Genomic DNA, 24,681 nt, shown 5'->3' with positions numbered 1-24,681 from the left:
ATCGGTAACTTTAAGTGTTTTTGTAAACATGGCTCAGAGATTTTGTAATTAAAGTTACAGCTCATCTCAAAGCCATGTTTTCTTTTTCAAACATACGAACTCAAAAGTAAGATACAGGCTGTTTTTATTCGGGTACCCGACGGAGATAGGTATCGTTTTAAGCGATTCTCAGGAGGTTATTTTATTTTTGATCCAACCTTTTTGAATATTATTACTAATTAAAAATCCCATTCATCTCCGTCAATATCATCGGCTGCCCGTCCGTCACTACAATCGTATGCTCATGCTGCGCCATATACCCACCTCTTTCACCCACCATCGTCCACCCATCATTCAGCTCAGTTGCATAAGATGAATTAGTAGAAATAAATGTTTCAATCGCTACCACCGAATTCTTTTTAAACCGTCTTTTATCCTGCTTATTCCTATAGCAAAGCAGCTCTCCCGGTTCTTCATGCAAACCTCTGCCTATACCATGTCCACCAAGGTTTTTAATGACTTTATAACCTCTTTTTTTCGCCTCTGTCTCTATCAGCAAACCAATGTCCGCTATTTTCACACCACCCCTGATGGTATTGAGCGCTTTCCGTAATATCTCTTTAGATGCATCTACCAATTGCTGATGCTGGTGTACATCATTCCCAATTACAAATGATCCGCCATTATCTGCCCAGAAACCATTCAGCTCTGCAGAAACATCGATATTGATTAAATCCCCGTCTTTTAAAATTCTTTTTTCTGAAGGAATACCATGACAAAATTCATTGTCCACACTAATACAAGTCCAACCTGGAAATCCGTAGGTTAAGTAAGGCGCTGATTTAGCACCAAAGCCTGCCAGGATCTTCGCCCCATATTCATCCAGTTCCTTTGTACTCATACCTGGTTTAGCATAGTTCGTCATTTCCTTCAGGGTATATGCAACAGCTTCGCTCGCTTTTTGCATGCCGGTTAATTCGGATTCTTTTGTTATTGACATACTTTTTTATTTTATCGCTATATAGATTTCAACTTCTGACTGATCTCCCTGCTGGGATTTTTCTCCATAGACTTCAAAATCGTAGCTGTATTTTCTGTTCAATGCTGCATCTCTCTGCCAAATGTCCATCCAGCATTTTCCTACTGCTGCAGGCATAGCACCTTTGGCTATGAATTTCTGAAACTGTTCTGGTGGAAATTCACGCCCGGTCAGTCCTGCCGGAACTTCATCCAGCGTGGTGACCCGAACGCCGATGATGGTGGTGTATGCTTCTGTATAATCACTTTTGTAATCAGTATAGATAGAAAGTATTTCTCCTGATTGCTTATTGGGTATTTTGTCAAATACATTTTCGGCAAAGAACTGTTCCCATAATTTACCTATATCCTGCATCGCCTGACTGTCCTTGTTTGTAGTTCTGACTGCAAGGCCGATTACTTTATATCCGTTTGTCATAATACCCTAAAGATAAGATTTAATATTTGTAGCAATGCTTATTTCGTCTTTAAGCTGCTCCTGATTTTTTCCCTATGCTGCTCGCCCCATGCACTCAACTCGCGCAATACATTTTTTAATGTATGGCTATATTCCGTTGCTTCATATACGATGGTCACCGGTGTGGTAGGATATACCTGACGTGTAATAAATTCATTTAACTCCAAATCCTTCAACTCTTGTGCCAGCACTTTGGGCGATATTCCACTCAACGCATACTGGATCTCATTAAACCGTTTTGAAGATTGTACAAGACTTAAAATAACCGGCAGTTTCCACTTTCCGCCGAGGACATACAATGCATCCAGCACATGTTTCAGCGAATCTGCGCAGGCGTCTTTATCCGGGATATTATTATCAATGATCATGGTGCAAAATTAAGGACTTTCCTCCATGTAAGTACTTTCCTTTAGGTAAGTCGGCACTATTTGCCAGTCGCTACCAATATTTTTGCTGCCTTAAAAATGTAGTTTTTTATGAAACGTATTCTTTATTTAATTTCAAGCCTGCAGGGAGAAAATTCTTACAGCACCAAACTGAGTAAAGCGATCATTGGCAAGGTGATTGAAAAATATCCGGGTAGTACAGTAGAAGAAGTGAACCTGGTTGAACAGGAAGTACCCCACCTAAACCCAACTATTCTTCAGGCTATGTTCACTCCCGGTGAGCAGTTGACTGCGGCAGCAAAAGAAACCCTGCGGTATTCCGACCAGGCAGTCAGGCAATTAATGGCAGCTGATATCATTGTCATCGGTGCCCCTTTGTATAATTTTACAATTCCTACTCCGCTGAAATCCTGGATTGATCATGTGACACGTGCGGGCATTACCTTTGGGTATAATGAACATGGTCCGGTGGGCATGGTGACCGGCAAGAAGGTATATGTGGCGATGTCTTCGGGAGGTATATATTCTGAAGGCCCTGGTAAAGCGCATGATTTTGTAGCGCCTTACCTGAAAGCGTTCCTGGGATTTTTGGGCATGACGGATCTCACGGTTTTCCGTGCGGAAGGAGTGAAAGTGCCTGGTATCAAAGAGACGGCGCTTGAGAAGGGTATTGCAGATATCGTGATCGACTGATTTATATTCCGCCAATACCTTTTCGGAGGTATTGGTTTATCGCTATAGCAGTTATATATTTACAGCTATGGCAAAGAAAAGAGTAACACTCCCCAAAGAGTTTGAAGACCTGTTGAAGAAAGGTAATTTACAGGAACTGAAAGATGTATTTACCAAATGTGAGTTGGATGCCCGGGGCGGTTATAATAAACAAACTGCGTTGGCATTTGATCATTGTCCCCATGAGTTAGCAGTATGGTTAGTAGAACAGGGGGCGGATTTAACAGTCACTGATACCTGGGGGAATACTCCGCTACACCGTCGATCACGTAGTATATTTGGAAATATTTCATCGCTTTTGGAATTAGGTGCCGATGTAAATATGGCCACTAATTACGGTGGTACACCCCTGCATGCAGCTGCGGAGGCACATAATCCCGGCAATACAGCACTGTTGTTAGCACATGGTGCAAAAGCTGATATTGTGAATACAAGAGGTCTGACTCCATTAGAGCTGGCGCTGCAGACATGTAGTAATATAGAAATTGTTAAAACCCTTGCGATTGCGAAATTATACCTGGATGCGGGTATGCCGGTTACACCCAGGATGAAGGAGTCTGTGATGGAAGTAGGGAAGCGGTTTGAATTTCACAGGGCGAATTTCAATAAGGACTCGGTGCGCGAAGTGAGCAATGCATTGGAAGAATTATATCGCTTGTTCGGTGCGGAGCCTGTGGCAAAACGTTTGATGCATGATGGGGAGTCGCCAATTGTGTGTAAGACAACTTCCTGGCAGGATCAGCATAATGAATTATGGGCGTTGTTGGTGCCTTCCAGTGGTCCGGCTGCAACAGTACAGGGAGAGGTGATCCGGATTTCAGGAAAGATATCCCGTGAGTTGCTGGGCAATGGTGGTATTAACTGGGATGATGATTTTAAGAAGATGGCGGATGCGTTTTTTACATTTGTACAGGCAGGGAATGCGCTTTTGCCAGCTGAATTGGAGGAGACGGCAACGATTGTGAAGGAGGTAAAACGTAAGGCAGGGGATACAGATAGAATGCTTGAATTGGCTGTAAAGTGGGTGGTTGCGAATCCTGCACCGATTAAATTGTCGCGTGTTGAATATAAACGATAAACTGGAACCATTTGAAAGATAAATCGAACGGCTATGACAGCATAGCCGCATTATATTCCCAGCAAAGGGGAGCGACAGGTTCGGCTACAGTTCGGGCCTGGGCACAGTCTTTTGCTGAAGGAGCTGTAATACTTGACCTGGGATGCGGTACCGGCATCCCGGTTACTAAGATATTGCTGGAAGCAGGGTTGCAAGTGTATGCAGTGGATGCATCGGCTAAAATGGTAGCCGCTTTTCAGGATAATTTTCCTGATGTACCTGTGGAGTGTGAGTCAGTGGAGCAATCGCAGTTTTTTAATCGTACTTATGATGGTATTATTTCCATTGGTGTAATGTTTCTCCTTCCTGAAACATCACAGCGATCTGCGATTGCTAAAATGGCTGCTGCTTTACATCCCGGAGGGAAGTTGTTATTTACAGCACCACTGCAAAAGGTAGCCTGGCAGGATGTAATGACGGCACAAACCTCTAGGTCTTTAGGTGCGGAGGAATATAAAAAACTCATGCAGGATGCCGGCTTATCTATTGGGGCGGAATTCGAAGACGAGGGCGGGAATCATTATTTTAGTGGTATAAAATGATTACTTCCTGATTTGAAAAAGATATTCATTCCCCTGTTGTTATCACTGACCGTAATTACCGGATATTCCTCCTTATTCTGCTAAGAGACGATTGCGTAATACCTAAATAAGAAGCTAAGTACGATAATGGTATCTTATTGGCCAGGGTAGGAAAGTTCCTCAAAAACATCAGGTAGCGCTCCGTCGCATCTTCACTCATCATAGGACTGATCCTGTTAACTTTTTCTGCCAGCCCTTTTGCCGTAACTTTAGCAATAATCGCATCCCAGCTGATAATGGTCATAGACAGTTCTTCCATGACTTCTTTGGAGAGTACAATATATTCGCAATCTGTGATGGCCTGTATATATTCCGTACTCGGAATACCCTGGTTATAACTGTTTACATCAGCAATGAAGTTATTTTCGTCAAGGAAATATTTAGTAATCTCATCACCTTTATTATTGTAATAGCAAACCCGCATTATCCCTTCCAGCAGGAAGATAATTTCACGGGGTATTTTCCCCGCCTCGTGATAGTATGCATCCTTTTTAGTGGTTTTTACTACAGCCTTGCTGGTAATCAGTTCTATTTGTTGTTGGTTGAGATGCCCAAATTGTAACAGGTAATTAATCAGTTGTTCCATAAGTTACTATTTCATTTGACTCATCAGCATTTTGTCAAACAGTGCATCAGGCAATATTTTCCGCATAAACAGCATGGGCTTTGCCATCGCTCCGCCAATATACCTTGTTTTTGGATGTCTGGCTTCAATTCCTTTTTTAATCAGCCTGGCAATGACGACCGGTTCCACTGAGTTCTTCTCCATCTCTGTATACATCTTCTGCAGACTATTCGCCAGTCCCTTATACACCGTATTTCCCGACACCCGCATCAGGTCTTTACCACCAAGGTCCATCATTTCAGATTTGGTACCCCCCGGTTCAATCACAATTACATCAATTCCAAATTGTCTCACTTCATTGCGGAGCGAATCGCTCATGCCTTCCAGTGCAAATTTACTGGCATGGTACCAAACTCCCATTGGCAACCCCACTTTACCACCCACAGAAGAGATGTTGACGATCTTTCCATACCTGTTCTCCCGCATTTGGGGCAATACCAATTGTATTAACCGGGCTACTCCAAACAGGTTTACTTCCATTTGATTTCTGGCTGCTGATAATGGCACGTCTTCCAACGCACCGTAGGAGCCCAGCCCTGCATTGTTAACCAGGATATCGATATGGCCAATTTGTGCTACGCAGGCCACGATACTTTCCTCATTGGCGACATCCAGCATAATAGGTGTGACGCCATATGCCTGCAGGGGCTGGAGCTTTTCCATACGGCGTGCTGCGCCATATACATGATAGCCATTTTGTGCCAGGTAAATAGCGGTTGCTTTACCAATTCCGGACGAAGCACCGGTGACCAATACTGTTTTCGACATGTTTTCAGTTTTATGGTACGAAGGTAGATTGGCCGGAATTGGAATTATTTGCCATTTGGCAAATAGTTAAACGGTGAGTACAATTTTTCCCTGTATATGTCCATGAGCTGCCCGTTCATGTGCCTTTTGCGCTTCAGCAAGGGGAAAGGTGCTGTCGATCGCAACATGGATGATGCCTGACTCAAGCAAATGACCGAATTCTTCCAGCTGTGGCCCATTGGAACGTACCTGTGTCATAGATACTGTGATACCTCTTTTTTCCGCTTCTTCCCCGTCAGAGAAACCTAAGAATACCGGGAACAGGGCACCACCGCGTTTTAGCGTACGCAAAAAACGACCTGTGGCAGGACCACCAAGGGTATCCAGTACCAGGTCTACATCCTGCACTACATCTTCTGGCGCCAGCTTAGTGTAGTCAATGAATTCGTCAGCACCTAATGTATGTAGAAACTCTTTATGCCTGCCAGAGGCCACTGCTATGACATGCGCTCCTTTCCACTTTGCGAGTTGTACGGCAAGATGGCCAACGCCGCCGGCAGCACCATTCACTAGTACTCTTTTGCCATTGAGTGGTACAGGATGGTGTTTTCCCGGCTGTAGCGGATTTTGTACATCATGCCCTAATTCAATGAGGAACTGCCATGCTGTGAGTCCGGCCATGGGTGCTGCTGCGGCATGCACGTGATCAATGCCGGCAGGTTTATGTGCAAAGTCTGATGCCGGTGCTGCTACATATTCCGCATAAGCAGCGCTTTCGCCCATACTGGGAAAACGAACCATGCTGAATACTTCATCGCCTATGGAAAAACCTTTTACGTCTTTGCCAATGGCGGTTACAACACCTGAGATATCGGTGCCCGGAATGATAGGAAAGGGGATATTGGGGCGCCATTCCGGAGGTAACATTTTATATCCATCGCGTAGGTACCAGTCTGGCGGGTTGATGCCTATGGCATGCACGCGTACGAGGAGCTGATCATTCTTCAATGCTGGAATAGGTGCGTCTTCATAACGCAATACTTCCGGGCCTCCGTACTCGTGAAGGCGGATTGCTTTCATTTGTTTCATATAAGATTAGTTTTCGGGCATAGAATATCCTGTAGGTACCAGCCCTATTGAGATGATCTGCCCTTGGTTGTTAATTAAGAGATTTTCTGAAGCGGCATTGGTTTTCCCGAATGAGTTACCTAAAGCGCTTTGGTTGTTAATTAAAAGACTTTCTGAAGCGACATTGGTTTTCTCGAATGAGTCATCCAAAGCGCTTTGGTTGTTAATTAAAAGACTTTCTGAAGCCGTTTGGAGAAAGATTGGTGTAGCGCTTAAATAATTTATTGAAAGACTGTGGGTGCTCAAAACCTAATTGATAAGCTATTTCTGCCACCGTTAGCCTGGTAGTGCTCAAAGCTACTTTTGCTTTTTCTATGAGCCTGTCATGAATATGTTGCTGCGCGCTCTGCCCGGTCAGTGTCCTGAGCATATCGGCCAGGTATCTTGGAGAGACCTGTAAGTGCTTTGCTACCTCAGGAACTGTTGGAATACCTCCCTGCTGGTCGGCAAACCTGCTTTCCAGGTAGTTATTCATCTCTGTGATCAGATCGTGATGAATGGCCTTCCGGGTCAGGAATTGCCGGTTATAAAAACGATTACTATAGTTCAGTAATAATTCAATCTGGGAAACAAGTACATCCTGGCTAAAGGCATCGGTATTATTATCCAGCTCATCAGCAATGTTCTCGAATAATCCCTCAATTACTTTCTTTTCTTTGTCCGACAGGAACAAGGCTTCATTCACTGCATAAGAGAAAAATCCATATTGCTGAATGCGCTGGCCCAGCGCATAATTCCGGATCAGGTCAGCATGAAAGAGCAGGATATAGCCATCCAGGCAGCTGGTCTCGCCAGACATGGTAACTACCTGGTTCGGGGCCAGGAAAGCCATGCCACCTTCTGCAAAATCGTACCAGGCTTGTCCATATCTTATCTGGCCACTGAAATCTTTCTTGAAAGAGATTTTGTAAAAGTCAATCATGAACCTTTGTCCAACGAAGTCACCGCTGACGTTGTTCTTGTCATAGTTCACCAGGGCCAGCAGGGGATGGAGCGGTTTAGGCATGCCCATATCCCGCATGAACTCAGAGATACTTTTATAAATAACTGTCATGGTACAAAGGTCCGGAAAGCCGGGAAATAAATATTAGCCTATATGGTAAAAAGTGTAGCCTGTGTGGACGGGGTCATCTGAAAAAACAAAGGAGATATATCAAAGGTTGGCATTTGCACGAAAAGAACGTGTATCAAAACTAAGATACACGTTCTTCGCTTTATTTAAAAAGTCAATTTCCCTGCTTTTCCTATAGCTGCACGCTGCTCTTCTTTACCTACCACCACTTTCATGGTTTTATAAACATTTTTTCCTGCGTAAGCACCACTTACCTCCCAGCTGAAGGTTTTCGTTGTATCATCCCATGAAAACATTGTGGTCCGGATTGCGCCTTTGATATAATTGTAAGAAGTGCCATCATCTTCCACCATTTTAAATTGACCATTTTTACCAGGATAGATATGCATTTCAAGCGGCGCAGTAGTAGTCTGCTCTGAATATTGTACCACCGGACTGATTGGCAATATCGTACCAGCACGCACATATACGGGTATTTCATCCAGTTGTTTATCAACTGCAATTGTTTTGGGGCCTGCTATTACATCCCCATTAAAGTAATCGTACCAGGTGCCGGCAGGCAAATAGACATTGCGCTTACCACCGGGATTTAAGAGTGGCGCAGCCAATAACCCTTTACCCAGCAGCCATTCATCCGTCATATTTGCGACCGTTGTATCTGTTGGAAACTCCATCACTAATGGTCTCATAACAGGAGCACCTGTGCTGTAAGCTTCGTGCCCCAGGCTGTAAATATATGGTAACAGCTGGTACCTCAGTTCAAGCGCTTTGCGCATGGCTGCCTCACCATCATTCCCCCAAAGGAAAGGGAAGCGGGCAGTAGTACCAAGGTCTGAATGAGAACGCATGATTGGAAAGAAAACCCCTGCCTGGAACCAGCGAACAAGTGTTTCTTTTTCCGGCGTGCCGTGGAAACCACCAATGTCGCAGGCGCCATAATACATACCGGCCAGACTGAAATTCAGGAGGTCTTTAGGAACATCGGCCAGTGAGGACCAGGAAGATTGAATATCACCATCCCAGGTGCAATAACCAAAGCGTTGGTTGCCGGGACTGAATGCCCTATTGATGGTAAAGTGGCGATAGTTGGGCCTTACTGCGGAGAGTAAGTGGTACTGCGCTGTATTCCACCAGTAATAACAGGTATAATAAGATTCCCCTTCATCATCCCACCAGGCATCCACACCAGTTTGTAACATAGGTTTTGTTCTTGCTTCAAACCATTTTCGCAGGTTGGCATTGCTGAAGTTTAGGTCACGGCTATCGGTGTCCGGATTATTGAGCCAACCGTTCTGCCTGGCAGTATCCAGTCGCTTATCATTGCCTAGTCTTGGTTTACGGATGCCAATGAATTTTACACCCTGGGCTTTCATATCGGCTATCTGTTTGGCAGGACGAGGGAATAGTTTTGGATTGAAAGAAAAATCATTATATCCTTCCTTGCCTGCTTTGCCAACGGAATAGTCAGGTGTAGTGGTGTACCATTCAAAGTCGAAGATGAAGGCGTCAACAGGTAGATGATGTGTACGGAATTTGGTGAGCACATTGGAGATATAAGTGCTGTCTTCCCAGCCCCACTGGCTTTGGAGATAACCAAAAGCCCATCTTGGCGGGAGCTTTGGCTTACCGGTAAGTTTTACATAGCCATTTGCACCCTCGTATATCGTGCTGGCAGGCCAGAGGTAAAGGTTGGCGGCTTTGGAGGGGAATTTCCAGGTGAGCTGCTGGTGGGTATTCGTCCAGGTGGCTGGGGTATTATCATTGTTTGAAACACCAAATGCGCTGTAACCGGTATTATTCCAAAGGTACGGAATGCCGGCAACGCCATTGCCAACGGCGGAAGCAGACTGGTTCTTTTTAAGGTCTTTGGAGGAGATGTTTCCGGAACCATACAGCACACCTTGCGTTGTATGATTAATTTCTACCGATGTGTCAGTAAAGCGGTAGGTACCATCCTGTATCAGTGGCTGGCCTTTTGCATCATACAATGACCATGTACCAGTGGTGGCGTTGATAGTTATCTGGCCAAAGGCTGTTTTAATGCCATATAGGGGCGGGGCCGAAATCACGGTGTACGGCGAGGATGTACGCTGTATTTCAATAAACGTGCTTTTTATGAGGAGTGGTGTTGCTGCATGTAAGCTTAGACAAAAAGCGGCATTGTTGGTAGTAAAGAGTCCCACCCGGTGGCCGCCGGCATTCACAATGATCCCGCTGGAAGTTTTGGTGACCTGAGCATTCGTGGTAATAAAGGTTGCTGCCTGTATTGCAAAGAGCAGCAATAGCATTCTGTTTTTCATTTTTTATGTGGTATAAGAGGGGGGAAGGTATGAAATAATTAGCTAAACCGGTTTAACTTATTTTCAGGGCGTATTTTTTCGGCTTCTGGCCAATGTACTTTTCAAACGTTCTGGAAAAATGGCTGAGGTTTTCAAAGCCGGTCTGGTAGCCGGCTTCAGATACGGATAGTTTTTCTTCGCGGATTAGCCGGGCTGCTTCGTGCATGCGAAAATGCTGATAATAATCATAGATTCCCATGCCGAAAACCTGTGTGAAGATTTTACGCATTTTCAATTCGTTCATGCCGGCAATTTGTTTTAATTCGGCAATGGTGGTTGGCTTATCGAATGAAGAGACAAGCTTGTCGCGTACTTTATAGATAGATTTGATGTCTTTGTCGCTTAGTTGCTGGTGGGCAGATTGTGCCCGTTTGCTCAGACTTTTGAACAGATGGAAAATCAATTCCATTGCTTTTAGTTTGTAGTGATAGTCTGCCAGGGTAGCTGGTGCTTCGTTTTTAACAATGTCGTTGATGGTGCGAACGATGTCGTCAGTCATGATTTCTTCTATAAGAAAGTCATTGCTGGTGTCGAATAGATATTGAAATTTCTCTGCATCATTTTGGAGAAAGCCTTTTAGGTATTCGGCGCTGATGAGGACGGAGACGGTCTTTACGCGGGAGTCTTTTTTGAAAATACTGGTATAGGTGTAAGACGCGGGGAATATGCGTATGAATGGCTTTTCATCTTTCTTTGAGTGAACGTCGCCGAATACATTTTTGAAGAAAAAGCAGATGCTGTTTTTGATGAATTTAGGGGCAGCTGTTGGGCGGGAGAAGGTTTTCTTTACGGTATATGCAGCAAAGAACATGGCCAGGTCGGGGAAGAAATCAAAGCTTTTGTAGTTGTGAACGTCTACATTCTGAATATAATTTGAGCCGATGTTATAGCCTATTTTATTGAAGAAGTGAAGGTAGTTTAGTTTGTCGTTTTGTATGGGCATAATTTTTACGACTATTTTTAGTAGTTATCCTGCTATTTTGTTTATAAAGATACATTCATTTTTGTGACATGAAAATGAATAAAGATTATTCGACTCAGCGATTGAGTCAGCGTTATCGTTTTGCTGATCCGAATATGGATCTGTTTTTTCTTGGAGCGCTAGGGTGGGGCTCAGCTGGCGGACTGTCTGCCGGAGAGGCATATTATATAGCCAGTCAGGTCATAGATGGGGATGCAGATTCCTGGACAAGTGCATTTGAACGTCAGGGAGAGGTATTGCGTGAGCAAGCTGATGGATGGTTGAAAAGAGGGCATACCCGTGCTGCAGGTGAATCAAGGCTGAAAGCATTTGCATGCTATCGGTCAGCGTGGCAGTTTGTGGTTCTGGGAGAGCGGTTTAAAGGGTTGTTTCATACCAGCCAGCAACTCTTCGATCAGGCGATGGCGGAGTTAGGGTATGGGGCTATACGCTTCAGCGTACCATACGGTGGTGGTGAGTTGCCAGGTCATTATTATCCTTCGGATAATCCTGCTGCACCTACAATATTGGTGATAGGTGGAGCAGATACCTGTCATGAAGATCGGTTCTTATCGCAGGGGAGATATTATATTGACAGGGGGTATGCAGTGGCGCTTGTTGATCTGCCCGGGCAGGGAATTGTGCAGGAGCAGGGGCTTCACTGGGAAGTGGAAGTTGAGAAGCCGATTGCAGCGGTGGTGGATGTGTTGATAGCACGTTTTGGAGTGGGCAGATTGGCGCTGCTTGGTATGAGTCTTGGTGGTTACTTTGCATGTCGTGCAGCGGCATATGAGCCACGATTGGTGGCAGTGATTGCGACGCCGGCGTTACCATGTCCGGAGGAGTTATTTGCAGGTGTGGCAAAGCAGTTGGAAGAAGGGGAGATCTCTGAAGTAGCTGGCAGGAATCACCAGGTGCTGATGTGGAAAGCGGGCGTGACTGATTTGGCCGAGTTACGCCAGAGATGGGCAGGAGTAGCGGTAGACCCTGGTAGGGTGCAGGTTCCGTTTTTGTCAGTGTTGGGTATGCAGGAGGGGGGAATCTGGAAAAAACAGACGGAGGAATGGCATGCAGCTATTCCATCAGTAAAAAAGAGATTAGTGAAACTGGATGCGGAGACGGGGGCTGATGCGCATTGCCAGGGAAGTAATCCGCTACGGTTGGTGCAGGAGGTGGATGGATGGTTGAAAGAGGTATTATAAAAAAGAGGTGGTATCAAAAGATAAAATGGCCCTTTAGAATCGTTTAAATGGTATGGAACTCTATCAGGGACCCGAATAAAACGAGGCTGTAGCATAAGTACGATACAGCCTCGTTTTGCCTTAGTTACATTTATATCCAAAATTAACCTCGGTATTCGTTTGGTACCCTTTGGTAGTGAGCGCCTTTACCTTTACCTTCACTGGCTTAGCGCCACTGTTATAGGTATAGGCAATCGACGTAAACAGGTTTTGGGAGTTCGTGCCTGAACCGTCAAACATTTTTAACGCTATCAGGACTACATTATTCTTATTCGGCTTGCCGATCCGGAGATCACCGCCATTGCTTACTTCATACAGGTAGGCAGTTTCAGGATACCAGGCAGTTTTGTCGTAGGTATATTTAATACTATCAGCCCCTCTTCTTACAATATCTTTGCTGGTCCAGTAGTCGTAGTAAATATGTTCCTTCGTCAGGCAATTACTATCTGCGTAAGTATAATTGAATTCCTCGCTCAGGTACTTGCCAAAGGCAAATATTTTTTTAGACGTAAGGTATCCTCCTGCGTCATACTGGTAAACTGAACTATCTTTGCGGGAGTAGTCATCCTCTGATTTGGGTTTGTTATACCAGGCTTGTGAAGAGATAGTAATGCGGTTATTAGCATCTTTTACATACACATCTTTTTCTACCATTAATGAGTCAACCGGCACTGTGCTGTTGATATAAACACGTTCAACGATTTTGTCGGTCTCGTAGTTATAAACAGCAAGGAATGAGCCGTAGCTTTGCCTGGTAGTTATTCGTCCGAGAGAGTCATAAGTTACAGCAAAAGGGTCGGAGTAATAAGGTAAATTGTTGTCGTAGGTGAAAGATACGTTTGCGAGTACACAGTCAGAAGAATCAGTTGAGTTTTTAATTTGTTCGTCAGTAGATTTCTTCGAGCATGCGGCAAGCAGGCAGAATGCTGCCAGGAGGGTTGCTACGATACAGTTTTGTTTCATTGGGTTTGGGTATAGGTTTTATATTGAAATGCAAATTTAATTTAATATATTAATTTGCCAAGAAAATGAGGTTGAACGGCGTGAGGTGAAACCAACCCTGTGTGTATTTTAGCTAAAATGATAAGATTAAATTAACATTGTTCCCGATTTTTATTTTGAAACTTCGTTGTTGGATAAACAAGGTCTCATGAAGAATCTATTTACTATTGCAGTTGCATTGTTGTTTGCAGGTACCGGCTTTGCCCAGACGGCATCAAATCCTATTCATTTACCCAATGGCTGGTCGCTTACGCCAGCAGGGGAGCATCTGCCGCTGGGTGATCTTCCATTAAATATCGCCGTATCTGCATCCCGTAAATACATGGCCGTTACCAATAACGGGCAAAGTATACAAACTATTCAACTGATAGATGTAAAATCACAGCAGGTAACTGATGAAGTGGTAATACCCAAAAGCTGGTTCGGTCTGAAGTTTAGTGCCGACGAAAAATTGCTGTATGCATCAGGGGGGAATGATAACCGTATTCTTGCGTATGCTGTGAAACAGGGAAAACTGTCACTGGCAGATAGTATCAGCCTGGGTGGAAAGTGGCCTGTAAAGATTTCTCCATCAGGTATTGAAATAGATGATAAGAGAAAGTTGATGTATGTATTGACAAAGGAAAATAATTCCCTGTATATAATCGATCTGGCTACTAAAACAGTCAAACAACAATTGCCCATCGGTGGAGAAGGATATAACTGTTTGTTATCTGCCGATAAAAAAACACTTTATATCACCTGTTGGGGATGTGATAAGTTATTGATATTCGACACACAACAGCAGACCTTTAGCGGAGAAATAAAGGTGGGTGATAATCCCAACGATCTTTGTATGTCGGGGAATGGACGATATATGTACGTGGCCAATGCGAATGATAATTCTGTATCAGTAATAGACCTCACCAAAAAACTGGTCATTGAGGTATTGAACACAGCGCTTTATCCGGATGCGCCTAACGGATCAACAACGAACGGAGTTGCCCTGAGTGAAAACGGGAAGACATTATACATTGCCAATGCAGATAACAATTGCCTGTCGGTATTCGATGTGAGCAAACCCGGGGCAAGTAAGAGTAAAGGATTTATTCCTGTGGGCTGGTACCCAACAAATGTAAAGGTGATTGGTAAAAAAATATATGTGGCAAATGGGAAAGGGTTTTCATCCATGGCGAACCCTTATGGTCCTAATCCTTTAAGAAAAAAGGAAGAGGTAGAATACCAGGCCGGAGATAAGAACCGGCCAAAGGAAGTGCAATATATAGCAGGGCTTTTTAAAGGAACACTGAGCATCATAAAGGAACCAACTGATGAACAGCTGGCCGTATATTCTCAGCAGGTATATAAAAATACACCTTATACAAAAGAGAAAGAGACCCTCACTTCAGGAGAGGCCGGCAATCCGGTTCCGATGAAGACGGGCGCGGCTTCCCCTATTAAATATGTATTTTATATTATTAAAGAGAACCGTACCTATGACCAGGTATTGGGTGATATGAAAGAAGGGAATGGCGATTCAAGCCTGGTGCTTTTTGGAGCACAGGTCACCCCGAATCAACATAAGATTGCCAAAGAGTTTGTATTGCTGGATAACTTTTATGTAGATGCAGAGGTGAGTGCAGATGGCCATAACTGGTCTACAGCAGCTTATGCAACAGACTACCTCGAAAAGACCTGGCCTACCAGTTATGGTGGTCGGGGCGGTGTGTACGATGGAGAAGGGAAGCGGGCTATTGCAAACGGTCCTAAAGGGTTTATCTGGGATCATTGTCAGCGGGCAGGAGTAAGCTATCGTACTTATGGTGAGTTTGCAGACAATGGGAAGGCGAACATCCCGGTATTGAAAAATCATTTTTGTCCTGGTTATACAGCCTGGGATTTGAATGTGTATGATACAACACGTTTCAGGCAATGGAAAACAGAATTTGATTCATTGCTTGCAATAGGGCAGGTACCGCATTTTAATACATTACGTATGGGCAATGATCATACGGAAGGTTTGCGTAAAGGAAAGTTGTCGCCAATGGCACATGTGGCGGATAATGACCTGGCGGTCGGAATGTTTTTGGCCTATCTGAGTAAGAGTGCGATCTGGCAGGAAAGTGCGGTTTTTATCATTGAAGATGATGCGCAAAACGGGGCCGATCACCTGGATGCGCATCGTAGTACGGCATATGTGGCCGGTGGGTTTGTAAAACAGGGATATGTAGATCATACAATGTATTCTACTTCATCTATGCTTCGTACTATCGAGTTGATATTGGGTATTCCACCTATGAGTCAGTATGATGCAGCTGCTATGCCTATGTGGCGGTGTTTTTCGGCAGATGCCCGTCATCCGGTGTATGAGTCAGTAGGGGCTAATATAGATCTGACAGAAAAGAATGTGGCAGTGAATGAGTGGCAACGCCGTTCAGAGCAGTTTGATTTTAGTAAAGAAGATAATGTACCTGATCTGGAATTTAACAGGGTGTTGTGGAGTGGGATAAAAGGAACAGTATTCCCTGCGCCAAAGCGGGCGGCGTTTGTTAATTTGAGGGGAGATGATGATGGGGATGAGTAAGTAGATATCGATTCATCGTTTAATATTGCAAAAGGCACGTATTTTACGTGCCTTTTGTGTTTTCATAAACTCATTCAATCATCATTTTCGTTAATTTAGTATTGGTATTTTTCAAAATTGCACCGAAAGACATAGCAAACGACCTATATTACTGTACAAATAAGTTGTTGTTTACCAGATGCAACACTGTAGCAAAGCGTTCTTCCCTACTATTGTCGCCATTTTCATTTTGGTGCTGTTCCCGTTTTTGTCATTTTCCCAGTTAAAAGATAATGTGCATTCACAATTGGTTTTACAACTTCAGAAAAGTAAAACGGATACAAATCGTGTGTCTCTTTTACTAAAGCTTGGCCAATATTATATTCGGAGGGAGTATTATTTGTACAAAACCGGTAATCCGCGAACGCAACTTGACAGTGCCTGTTACTTCGCAGATGAAGCCCTCCATTTAAGCCAGACTTTAAAATATGAAAATGGCAGGAATGAGGCGGTTTTAATAAAAGGAGATGCATTGATCAGAAAAAATGAAATACGATCAGCGCTTGTGCTATTGGGTGTACTAAATGATTCGACCCGCTTTCGTTTATTAATAATATTGGGTCGGCATTATCTTTTTCATACCGAAAGAACCAGAAAGAACCTGGATAGTTCGCTGCTTTTTTTAGAGCAGGCAAATAAAATAGCCGGGCATCATCCGGCTGAAAAATTGCAGCCCGAGCGTATGCATATCAAAGCAATGGAATCTTTTATTACCGAAGGTTTGCAGCAAAGTAAGAAGTTATACCAAACAACCATAGATAAAATAAGTGTGCCTGGTAATGAGGAAGAAGAAGCACTTTTGTGGCATGAACTGGCAACGCTGATCCCGCTGCGTGAGAAGACCGGAGTAACCCGGCTTTACTGTTTTGAAAAAATGTATTCGCTTTATAAAAAAAGCGGTAACCAGGAAAGACAGGCATGGGTATTAAAGACAATTGCGGATATACACCTGGTAGATGGAAAGCTGGATCTTGCTGAAACAGCGTTGCTGGAGGTACTTGAACGTTACAAAGCCATCGGATACCCGGACCTGCACTATATTTACGACCTGCTGGCGGTAACCTGCCGCGATAAAGGAGATTTTAGTAAATGTATTTTTTATGGCTCAAAGGCAATAGAAAGTGTGGAAGCTACGCATGATTCTACTTCGGCCCTTACTTTTTATAGTCGCCTTGCAAATATGTACCGGGAATCTGGTCAGCCAGACAAAAGCGTGGAGTGGTATTCAAAAGCGCTCAGAGACCGGGTATTTAAAGGTGATAACAATGTTTTTATATTCAGGGATGCATTTTTTTTTGCAAGGGAGCTTATAAAAATAAAAAGAGCAAAGGAAGCACTGGCATATATTCTTGACATCTATGCAAAAAACAAACCCCTTGGTGTGCATGCGCAGGCATGCCTGCTTGGTTCATTGGCGTTTTGTTACCATGCGGTGAAACAGGAGCGGCAGGCTGAAAAATATTATCTTGAATTGATAAAGTTATCCGGTCAGTTGCAGCAAGACAATGAAATTACAACCGATATTCATTATGAGTTAGGCCAGTATTTCATCGGTAAAACGCAATACGGGAAGGCGGCGGCCTATTTGCAAAAGGCCCTGAGCGCCGCTGAAGCGACTAATTCGCTTTCGGAAGCTAAAGATATTCACCTGCTGCTTTTTAGGGCCGATTCCGGCATGGGAAATTATCCTTCAGCTATGAAACATTTGTTAAGGCACAAACAATTGAACGATTCTATCTTCAATGAAACCAAAAGCTGGCAAATGGAAGAATTAAGGGTGCAGTACGAAACGGCTAAAAAGGAAAAAGATATTGAAACTCTGAATAACCAGAATCAACTGCAGCGTATCGGGGTTGAGCAGGCCAACAGAACAAAAAATATTACCCTGTCGTGCGTAGTGTTATTAGTGATCATTGTAGGATTACTATTTAACCGTTATTTGCTAAAACTCAAAAGCAATCACAAACTGCAGGTGCATCAAAAAGAACTGGACCAGAAAAATATATTTTTAGAAACACTGAATACGAAACAGGATATATTATTGAAAGAAAAAGAATGGCTTATTAAAGAGATCCATCACCGCGTAAAGAACAACCTCCAAATGGTAACCAGCCTGCTTAATTCACAATCCGCCTACCTGGATAATGACGCAGCTGTGCTGGCAATAAAAGACAGCCTGCGGCGGATGCAGGCCATGTCGCTGATACATCAAAAGCTTTATTTGTCCGGAGATATTTCCACCATTTCCATGCCTGATTACATCAAAGATCTGTTGAGTTACCTACATGACAGTTTCGATACCGGCAACCGGATCGTTTTTCAACAGGCAATTGAACCCATTGCGCTTGATGTGTCACAGGCCATTCCCCTCGGGTTGATCATCAATGAATGTATCGTGAATGCTATAAAGTATGCATTCCCCGGCGATCGTAAAGGGACGGTCAGTATCAGTCTGCAAACTATCAACGACGATCATGTATTACTCAAGATTTCAGATAATGGTATCGGGCTGCCGATGGGTTTTGACGTAAGAACGCATAATTCGTTGGGACTTAACCTTGTACAGGGACTTGCAAAGCAGTTGAAAGGTACTGTTAATATTGTAAGTGATAATGGGCTAAGTGTAATCATCCGGTTTGAAGTGATCGAACTATTTGTTAATTCTTAAAAGCAAGCTCCGATGAATAAAAAATTACTTATTGTAGAAGATGAATTTATAGTGGCCAATGACCTGCGGTTAATATTAACGCAGGCGGGGTATAATGTAATAGGAATTGCTGCTTCGGTTGAAGAAGCCGATACATGTTTGCAACAGCAAACGCCAGACCTGGTAATTTTAGATATCCGGTTAAACGGAAAACGTTCAGGAATTGCGCTGGCACGGAAGCTAAAGGATGATAATATTGCATTCATTTATGTTTCTGCCAACTCTAACCAAAAAGTACTGGAAGAGGCAAAGACAACCGAGCCTTATGGATTTTTAGTTAAACCATTCAGGGAGAAAGACCTGCTGATCACCCTGGATATTGCATGGTACCGTCATACGCATAGCCTTGAGTCAAAATTGCGGATTGAAGAGCGTTTGCAAAGCTTACTGACTGAGATCAGTAATGAGGAATCTGCTATTCAGTTAAAATTATTAAAGCTGGCCGGGGCTATGCAATCTTTTATCCCGTTTGATTTTATGGCAACGGGAGTAAGGCCCCAGAATGGGGAACGGTTCACTGATATAGGTTATTTGCGGGTTGGGTTTGATGAATACCAGCATATTGGTGAAAAAGAATTACTCACCATGACGGGTTTAAACAACAGATCTTTTTATGCAGCTGTTGAAAATAGCCATGCTGACAGCAATGGAATTATTTATAGCAACGGTAATTTTCCGAACAATTCACTGCAGGGAATATTGTTAGATTGTTTGCGCATGGAGTCATATCTGGTATTTCCTGTTTCGCTTGGCTATGGATTGTCGGTGCATTATTTTTTTTATAGTCGCCGATCGGGTATTTATAGTAAGAACCATCTTACTTTTCTAAACCGGATAAAACAATGCCTGACAGACCTGGCGGAAAAGCTTATCTATTACGAGACATCTGCAGAAAAGGATCGGCCTGTGTCTCCGGAAAAAGCGGAGATTTATCCCGGATTCAAAAGCATAATTGGGAATCACCATCTTTTATTAGCTGCATTAGACCTTGCAAAGCAGGTGGCGCCTTATAATACATCTGTTCTGATATTGGGCGAGAGTGGCACAGGAAAAGAAAAAATAGCCCAATCCATTCATGAACTTTCAGCCAGGAAAAAGGGGCCATTCATTAAAGTTAACTGTGCTGCTATTCCTGAAACATTGGTAGAGTCTGAGTTGTTCGGTCATGAAAAGGGGGCTTTTACGGGGGCTATTGAAAAGAGGAAGGGGAAGTTCGAACAGGCTGAAGGCGGAACTATTTTTTTAGACGAAGTGGGAGAACTGCCGCTTGTTATACAAACGAAATTGTTACGTGTTTTGCAGGAAAGAGAGATCGAATATGTGGGCGGCCACTCACCGGTAAAAGTGAATGTTCGCATTGTTGCCGCCACCAACCGCAACCTGGAAAAAGAAGTAGCCGAAGGAAGGTTCCGTCTTGACCTGTATTATCGACTGAACGTTTTTCCCATTACTTTACCGCCATTGCGTGAGCGTAAAACAGACATAGAAGCACTGATCCTGTTTTTCGGAAATAAATTTTGTAAGGAATTCAATAAACCCTTTAATGGGATTTCGGATGCAATGATCCAGAAAATATACGCCTATAACTGGCCTGGAAATATTCGTGAACTGGAGAATGTTGTAGAGCAGTCTGTTGTGCTGAATGATGGCCGGTCGAAATTGCAACTAATGCGGGACCTTTCTTCGCCGGCTTTTAGTTTTATCGAAAAAACCAGTATTAATACATTTGATGAAGTAAAGCATATTCAGCAGGAAACAGAAAGAGAATATATTACTTCCATCCTCAGAAAAACAAAAGGCCGTATAAGGGGAGTTAATGGTGCTGCGGAATTACTAAATATAAAGCCTACCACCCTGGAATCGAAAATGACCAGGCTGAATATAAGAAGACAGGATTTTGACTGATGAAAACTCCGACATTTTCGGAGTTTTGGTAATTAAACTCCGAGAATATCGGAGCGCCTTGCTGTGTTCTTTTTCCCGCTCTGTATTGTATTGATCTTACTTTCAGATTATTATAAAATTACTTTTCCCCGCATGTTATCAATGGCATACAAATAGTCAGCATAGACCAAAACTATTTGTATGACCTACCCGAATCAATGGAGCGCAGCCTCCGTGAACCCTAAAAAGGGTTTCAGAATTCATCTCCTCGTTTTCCTGCTTTCCCTTCCTGCTATGTGGATTGTGTGGTACTTCACCAATAGAAGCTACCCCTGGCCATTGTGGTCCACCCTTGCATGGGGTATTGGTATTTTATTCCATTACCTGGGTGTATTTGTTTTTAAAAAATCAAAGAGCAATTAAAAGCAGCTATATGCAAAAAACATTCAGACGTATAATAACAGGCCATGACACTGATGGTACAGCGGTTATTATTGCCGATGCACCGCCTACGCATACCCAACTTGTAGGAGGACCCGGTGGCCCTACATTTTTTGAAGTATGGCATACGTTGGAAACGCCGGCGTTGATCTACGCGCAGCCGGCAGAGCCTGAGGAAAAGGGGTTGATATTGCCACCGCCTAAAAACGGGACACGCATACGGGTGATTGAATTTCCACCGGAAGGTGAAGAAATACGAAAACTAACCGGCGCAGATGCAGCAGCTAAATTCAAATCAATGGGTGATGAAAAAGCCTCGACCTCTGGCGAAGCGGCCCCGCATCCATTGATGCATCGCACCCAAACGGTCGATTACGGAATTGTACTTGAAGGCGAAATAACATTGGTGCTGGATCGGGAAGAGACGATTATTCAGGCGGGTGATATCATTATTCAAAACGGCACCAATCATGCCTGGGCCAACCGCTCGGGCAAAATCTGCCGTATGGCCTTCATGCTGATCGATGGGGAGTTTACACATGAAATTGTAACCCCCAAAAATTAAACCATGCGTATACAACCATTACCACCAGATACGCTTGGTATCGAAGCCCGTTCAGTACATAATGAGATCGCCAGCCTTGTGGGCCGAAGTCAAAGCCAGGTAACAATGATGGATGCACAGGGGGCATTGCTGGGTCCTTTTCCCCCTATGTTACACTATCCGCAGTTCGGTATCCCGGCGTTGAGTTTTCTCAAAACGCTCGATATGCATGCAACGCTTGACAAAAGTGTGCGCGAGGTGGCTATACTAACAGTCGCAGCTGCCTTTGGCGCACGCTTCGAACTGTATGCGCATGAGATCATGGGCGAAGTATTTGGTATTTCGCCTGATGTGATCGCATCGCTTGCAGCGGGCAATCATCCTTATGGTTTGGATGAACAGCAGGCCATTGCACATAATATTGCTCATATCCTGGTTGCGGGTCATGTAGTGCCGGATTCAACTTATAAACGGGCAGTGCAGCTACTTGGACAGGATGCGGTGGCAGAGCTCTTCTTTCTTATCGGGGGCTATTGTTTTATAGCAATTATTTTAAACGGATTTGATATGCCGGTACCTGAAAATTTAAAACCTCTTCAATGAAAAAGTCAATTATAGCGCTGCTTGTTATTGCAGCATTTCTTACAACCGCAGCGTCATGCGCTAACAGTGGTGCCGCTCCCCAAACTTATGTACTGGTACATGGTGCATGGCAGGCTCCGTACGTTTGGGATTCTGTGCAGGCTGATCTTGTTAAAAATGGCAACAAAGTGATTGTAGTAGAGCTGCCGGGTCATGGCGCTGACACAACGGCGCCCCATCGGTTAAGTCTTGATGTATACAGGGATGCAGTGATCAATGCTATTGCTAAAACCGACGGTAATGTAATTCTCGTAGGACATAGTATGGGTGGAATGGTCATTACAAGTGTGGCAGAAAAGATTCCCAATAAGATTCAAAAACTGGTTTACATAGGGGCTTTTCTTCCTGCAACAGGACAGGCGCTTACGGATCTTGCTTATTCGGACCCTGGCTCCAGGTTGGGTCCATTGCTGATACCTTCAGCCGATCAATTGACACTTGATGTAAAACATGACAGTCTCACGTATCTTTTTATTAACGATGGTTCGCAGGCTGTTAAAGACCTGGTGCTGACCAACTATCGGGCAGAGCCGGCCATTCCATTTGCCAACAAGGTAACGCTGACGAAGGAAGGTTTTGGTTCAGTAGATAAAATATATATCAAAACACAGAAGGATATAGTGATCTCACCAACTCTGCAGGACCGTATGATAGCAGCGGCGGGTATAAAAACCGTATACACGGTGAACACAAGTCATTCTCCCTTTCTGGCGGAACCACACACAGTTTCAGCGTTGTTAATGAAGGCTGCACAATAAACATGATTTACTATGATAAGAAAATTAATGCTCGCTATGTGTGTGCTGCTGGGCAGCAGCTATGCGAAAGCGCAGGTGGTTGTATTAACCCGGTTTGAAGTGAAAAAAGACCATGCGAAAGAATTTTCTGAGTTACTTGGGAAGTATGTGAAAGGGGCAGTTGGCAATGAAAATAACATTATGGCTGAGGCGTACTATGAAGAGGGAAACCCCTCTGTAATGTGGCTCATTGAAAGATGGACCAGTAAACGGTGGTTGGAGAAAATCAGGAGCGGTGTAGGTACATTATTTGAAAAAGGGGAAACGATCTATGTAAAAGACCTGGAACCGCTTTCAAAAGCAGCATGGCGAAGAGAACCCATGAAGAATGATACCCCCATCACAATTATGTTGTTTGTGGATTGCAAGGCCGGAACTGAGGGCCGGTTTAAAGAAGTGTATCATACCGCCATGCCACAATTCAGAAGCGAGCCAGGTGTGATCAATTACCAGCTTTCACAACTGGAAGAAGACAGTACGCGGTTTGTAACCTATGAAAAATTCAGGAATGAAGGTGCCTTTCAGTATCACCTGAATTTTCCACCTATTCAGCCTGTGATTAACTATCTGAACAGCAGCATTAAGCAACAACCTTTCCAGGCCGGGCTTCACAGGCTGATAAGATTTCAGTAACAATTAAAAATCTGATAAAATGAAGTTTTTAAATCAATCCATGCTGGCCGGTATAGTAAGTGTTTTTACTATATTGAATGCAACAGCACAGGTTAAAACAACGGCAATGAACAGTCATGAACTTTCAGTATTGAATCAACTTGGATCTTCATCAGTAGTTGTGAATATGCCTGTATCCCAGCTCTTGAATGCGCCGGGAAACGAGGCATTAAAGGCTTTCTTCTTTACGCCAGTAACGGATCCGACTGTATTAAAAGATAAAAAGATCGCCGTATTGGCTGCTGATGGTTTTGAGGAAATTGAATTACTCGGGCCTGTATGGTATTTTAGACAGCTTGGCGCCCAGGTAGATATTGTAGCGCCAAAGTATAATCCTGCACCGGAGCGGTATGGCCTGATGTACCCGGAAATGTCAAAGACACATATCATGGCTATTCAGTATTTGCAACCCGTAGGCTGGATAAAATTTGATCGTACTGCAGACAAGATTAAAGTAAGCGATTATGATGCGGTTTTTATACCCGGCGGAGCATGGAACCCTGATAACCTGCGCTATGATAAAGATGTGATAAAGTTTCTTCAGGATTTCAATAAGTCGGGAAAACTGATTGCCGCTATTTGTCATGCACCGGTTGTGTTGGCTTCTGCTGATATTTTAAAAGGGAAGAAGCTGACGGGGTACTGGAATATACAGGTGGATTTAAAGAACGCCGGGGGTACGGTATTGGAACAACCAGTGGTGGTGGATGGAAACCTGATAACCAGCAGGCACCCTATAGATGTGGCGGAATTTTCGAGGGCGGTGGAAAGCTGGCTGGCCAAAAAGTAAGTTAAGAGGTTGGATCAAAAATAAAATAACCTCCTGAGAATCGCTTAAAACGATGCCCTGTTTCCATCAGGTACCCGAATAAAAACAGCCTGTATTCTATGTTGAAAAACAAGGCTTGAGAAAAAAAGAATAAAAAAAGATCTATAAGGGCTGGTTCTGCGGAACCGGCCTTTATTATTCCTATAAAAACAATCTTC

23 protein-coding genes are annotated in these 24,681 nt (G+C 43.7%); 13 read left to right on the top strand and 10 right to left on the bottom strand.

Annotated features, from left to right (window positions below; all coding sequences use genetic code 11):
* Positions 1–214: 214 nt before the first annotated feature.
* From map to ABDW16_RS28330, 3 genes are read right to left on the bottom strand one after another with little or no spacing between them, the layout of a single operon-like run.
* Complete coding sequence (gene map / locus ABDW16_RS28340) at positions 215–979, bottom strand: type I methionyl aminopeptidase (RefSeq protein ID WP_343674530.1); 765 nt, start codon at positions 977–979, stop codon at positions 215–217.
* A gap of 6 nt (positions 980–985) precedes the next feature.
* On the bottom strand, positions 986–1,435 hold the full coding sequence (locus ABDW16_RS28335) for a GyrI-like domain-containing protein (RefSeq protein WP_343674528.1): 450 nt from the start codon (positions 1,433–1,435) through the stop codon (positions 986–988).
* A 38-nt stretch (positions 1,436–1,473) separates the two neighbouring features.
* A complete protein-coding gene (locus ABDW16_RS28330) occupies positions 1,474–1,842 on the bottom strand; it encodes a helix-turn-helix domain-containing protein (protein ID WP_343674527.1) in 369 nt (122 codons plus the stop codon).
* Positions 1,843–1,950: 108 nt separating this feature from the next.
* Here ABDW16_RS28330 and ABDW16_RS28325 point away from each other — a divergent pair, with 108 nt between their 5' ends.
* The 3 genes from ABDW16_RS28325 (at position 1,951) to ABDW16_RS28315 (ending at position 4,251) form a co-directional block, all read left to right on the top strand.
* Positions 1,951–2,553 carry an NAD(P)H-dependent oxidoreductase gene (locus tag ABDW16_RS28325; RefSeq protein ID WP_343674526.1) on the top strand — a complete coding sequence of 201 codons (603 nt, stop codon included), beginning with the start codon at positions 1,951–1,953 and terminating at the stop codon, positions 2,551–2,553.
* 67 nt (positions 2,554–2,620) lie between these two features.
* A complete protein-coding gene (locus tag ABDW16_RS28320) occupies positions 2,621–3,670 on the top strand; it encodes an ankyrin repeat domain-containing protein (RefSeq protein WP_343674524.1) in 1,050 nt (349 codons plus the stop codon).
* Between the two features lie 11 nt (positions 3,671–3,681).
* Positions 3,682–4,251, top strand: a complete 570-nt coding sequence (locus ABDW16_RS28315) for a class I SAM-dependent methyltransferase (protein WP_343674523.1) — start codon at positions 3,682–3,684, stop codon at positions 4,249–4,251.
* A gap of 55 nt (positions 4,252–4,306) precedes the next feature.
* Here ABDW16_RS28315 and ABDW16_RS28310 read toward each other — a convergent pair whose 3' ends face one another.
* The 6 genes from ABDW16_RS28310 to ABDW16_RS28285 all read right to left on the bottom strand — a co-directional run bounded on the left by ABDW16_RS28310 (position 4,307) and on the right by ABDW16_RS28285 (position 11,144).
* The gene (locus ABDW16_RS28310) at positions 4,307–4,876 is read right to left on the bottom strand and encodes a Crp/Fnr family transcriptional regulator (RefSeq protein ID WP_343674522.1); all 570 of its coding nucleotides are present in this window, start codon (positions 4,874–4,876) and stop codon (positions 4,307–4,309) included.
* A gap of 6 nt (positions 4,877–4,882) precedes the next feature.
* Complete coding sequence (locus ABDW16_RS28305; RefSeq protein ID WP_343674520.1) at positions 4,883–5,683, bottom strand: oxidoreductase; 801 nt, start codon at positions 5,681–5,683, stop codon at positions 4,883–4,885.
* 66 nt (positions 5,684–5,749) lie between these two features.
* Positions 5,750–6,751 (bottom strand): NADP-dependent oxidoreductase, encoded by a 1,002-nt coding sequence (locus ABDW16_RS28300; RefSeq protein ID WP_343674519.1) that lies wholly within the window; start codon positions 6,749–6,751, stop codon positions 5,750–5,752.
* Between the two features lie 202 nt (positions 6,752–6,953).
* On the bottom strand, positions 6,954–7,844 hold the full coding sequence (locus ABDW16_RS28295) for a helix-turn-helix transcriptional regulator (protein WP_343674517.1): 891 nt from the start codon (positions 7,842–7,844) through the stop codon (positions 6,954–6,956).
* A 164-nt stretch (positions 7,845–8,008) separates the two neighbouring features.
* The gene (locus ABDW16_RS28290; protein WP_343674516.1) at positions 8,009–10,162 is read right to left on the bottom strand and encodes a TIM-barrel domain-containing protein; all 2,154 of its coding nucleotides are present in this window, start codon (positions 10,160–10,162) and stop codon (positions 8,009–8,011) included.
* Between the two features lie 52 nt (positions 10,163–10,214).
* Positions 10,215–11,144: an AraC family transcriptional regulator gene (locus ABDW16_RS28285; protein WP_343674515.1), complete on the bottom strand. Its 930-nt coding sequence runs from the start codon at positions 11,142–11,144 to the stop codon at positions 10,215–10,217.
* 68 nt (positions 11,145–11,212) lie between these two features.
* Here ABDW16_RS28285 and ABDW16_RS28280 point away from each other — a divergent pair, with 68 nt between their 5' ends.
* Entirely contained in the window at positions 11,213–12,364 is a 1,152-nt protein-coding gene (locus tag ABDW16_RS28280; RefSeq protein WP_343674513.1) for an alpha/beta hydrolase, read from the top strand.
* A 120-nt stretch (positions 12,365–12,484) separates the two neighbouring features.
* Here ABDW16_RS28280 and ABDW16_RS28275 read toward each other — a convergent pair whose 3' ends face one another.
* On the bottom strand, positions 12,485–13,366 hold the full coding sequence (locus tag ABDW16_RS28275) for a hypothetical protein (protein ID WP_343674511.1): 882 nt from the start codon (positions 13,364–13,366) through the stop codon (positions 12,485–12,487).
* Positions 13,367–13,553: 187 nt separating this feature from the next.
* Between ABDW16_RS28275 and ABDW16_RS28270 the strand changes: the two genes are divergently transcribed.
* The 9 genes from ABDW16_RS28270 (at position 13,554) to ABDW16_RS28230 (ending at position 24,484) form a co-directional block, all read left to right on the top strand.
* On the top strand, positions 13,554–15,968 hold the full coding sequence (locus ABDW16_RS28270) for a bifunctional YncE family protein/alkaline phosphatase family protein (protein WP_343674510.1): 2,415 nt from the start codon (positions 13,554–13,556) through the stop codon (positions 15,966–15,968).
* A 721-nt stretch (positions 15,969–16,689) separates the two neighbouring features.
* Complete coding sequence (locus ABDW16_RS28265; protein ID WP_343674508.1) at positions 16,690–18,675, top strand: histidine kinase dimerization/phosphoacceptor domain -containing protein; 1,986 nt, start codon at positions 16,690–16,692, stop codon at positions 18,673–18,675.
* Positions 18,676–18,687: 12 nt separating this feature from the next.
* Positions 18,688–20,619, top strand: a complete 1,932-nt coding sequence (locus ABDW16_RS28260; protein WP_343674506.1) for a sigma 54-interacting response regulator — start codon at positions 18,688–18,690, stop codon at positions 20,617–20,619.
* A gap of 180 nt (positions 20,620–20,799) precedes the next feature.
* Positions 20,800–21,021, top strand: coding sequence for a 2TM domain-containing protein (locus tag ABDW16_RS28255; RefSeq protein WP_343674505.1), 222 nt, complete (start codon positions 20,800–20,802; stop codon positions 21,019–21,021).
* A 10-nt stretch (positions 21,022–21,031) separates the two neighbouring features.
* Positions 21,032–21,604: a cupin domain-containing protein gene (locus tag ABDW16_RS28250; RefSeq protein WP_343674504.1), complete on the top strand. Its 573-nt coding sequence runs from the start codon at positions 21,032–21,034 to the stop codon at positions 21,602–21,604.
* A gap of 3 nt (positions 21,605–21,607) precedes the next feature.
* The gene (locus ABDW16_RS28245) at positions 21,608–22,186 is read left to right on the top strand and encodes a hypothetical protein (RefSeq protein ID WP_343674503.1); all 579 of its coding nucleotides are present in this window, start codon (positions 21,608–21,610) and stop codon (positions 22,184–22,186) included.
* A complete protein-coding gene (locus ABDW16_RS28240; RefSeq protein WP_343674502.1) occupies positions 22,183–22,983 on the top strand; it encodes an alpha/beta fold hydrolase in 801 nt (266 codons plus the stop codon). The genes ABDW16_RS28245 and ABDW16_RS28240 overlap by 4 nt, the downstream gene beginning before the upstream one ends.
* 12 nt (positions 22,984–22,995) lie before the next feature.
* Positions 22,996–23,655 carry an antibiotic biosynthesis monooxygenase family protein gene (locus ABDW16_RS28235; protein WP_343674501.1) on the top strand — a complete coding sequence of 220 codons (660 nt, stop codon included), beginning with the start codon at positions 22,996–22,998 and terminating at the stop codon, positions 23,653–23,655.
* A 19-nt stretch (positions 23,656–23,674) separates the two neighbouring features.
* Positions 23,675–24,484 (top strand): type 1 glutamine amidotransferase domain-containing protein, encoded by an 810-nt coding sequence (locus tag ABDW16_RS28230; protein ID WP_343674499.1) that lies wholly within the window; start codon positions 23,675–23,677, stop codon positions 24,482–24,484.
* Positions 24,485–24,681: the final 197 nt, after the last annotated feature.

The organism is Chitinophaga sp., assembly GCF_039596135.1.
Taxonomy (GTDB): domain Bacteria; phylum Bacteroidota; class Bacteroidia; order Chitinophagales; family Chitinophagaceae; genus Chitinophaga.
This window is presented reverse-complemented; position numbering and strand designations above follow the sequence as displayed.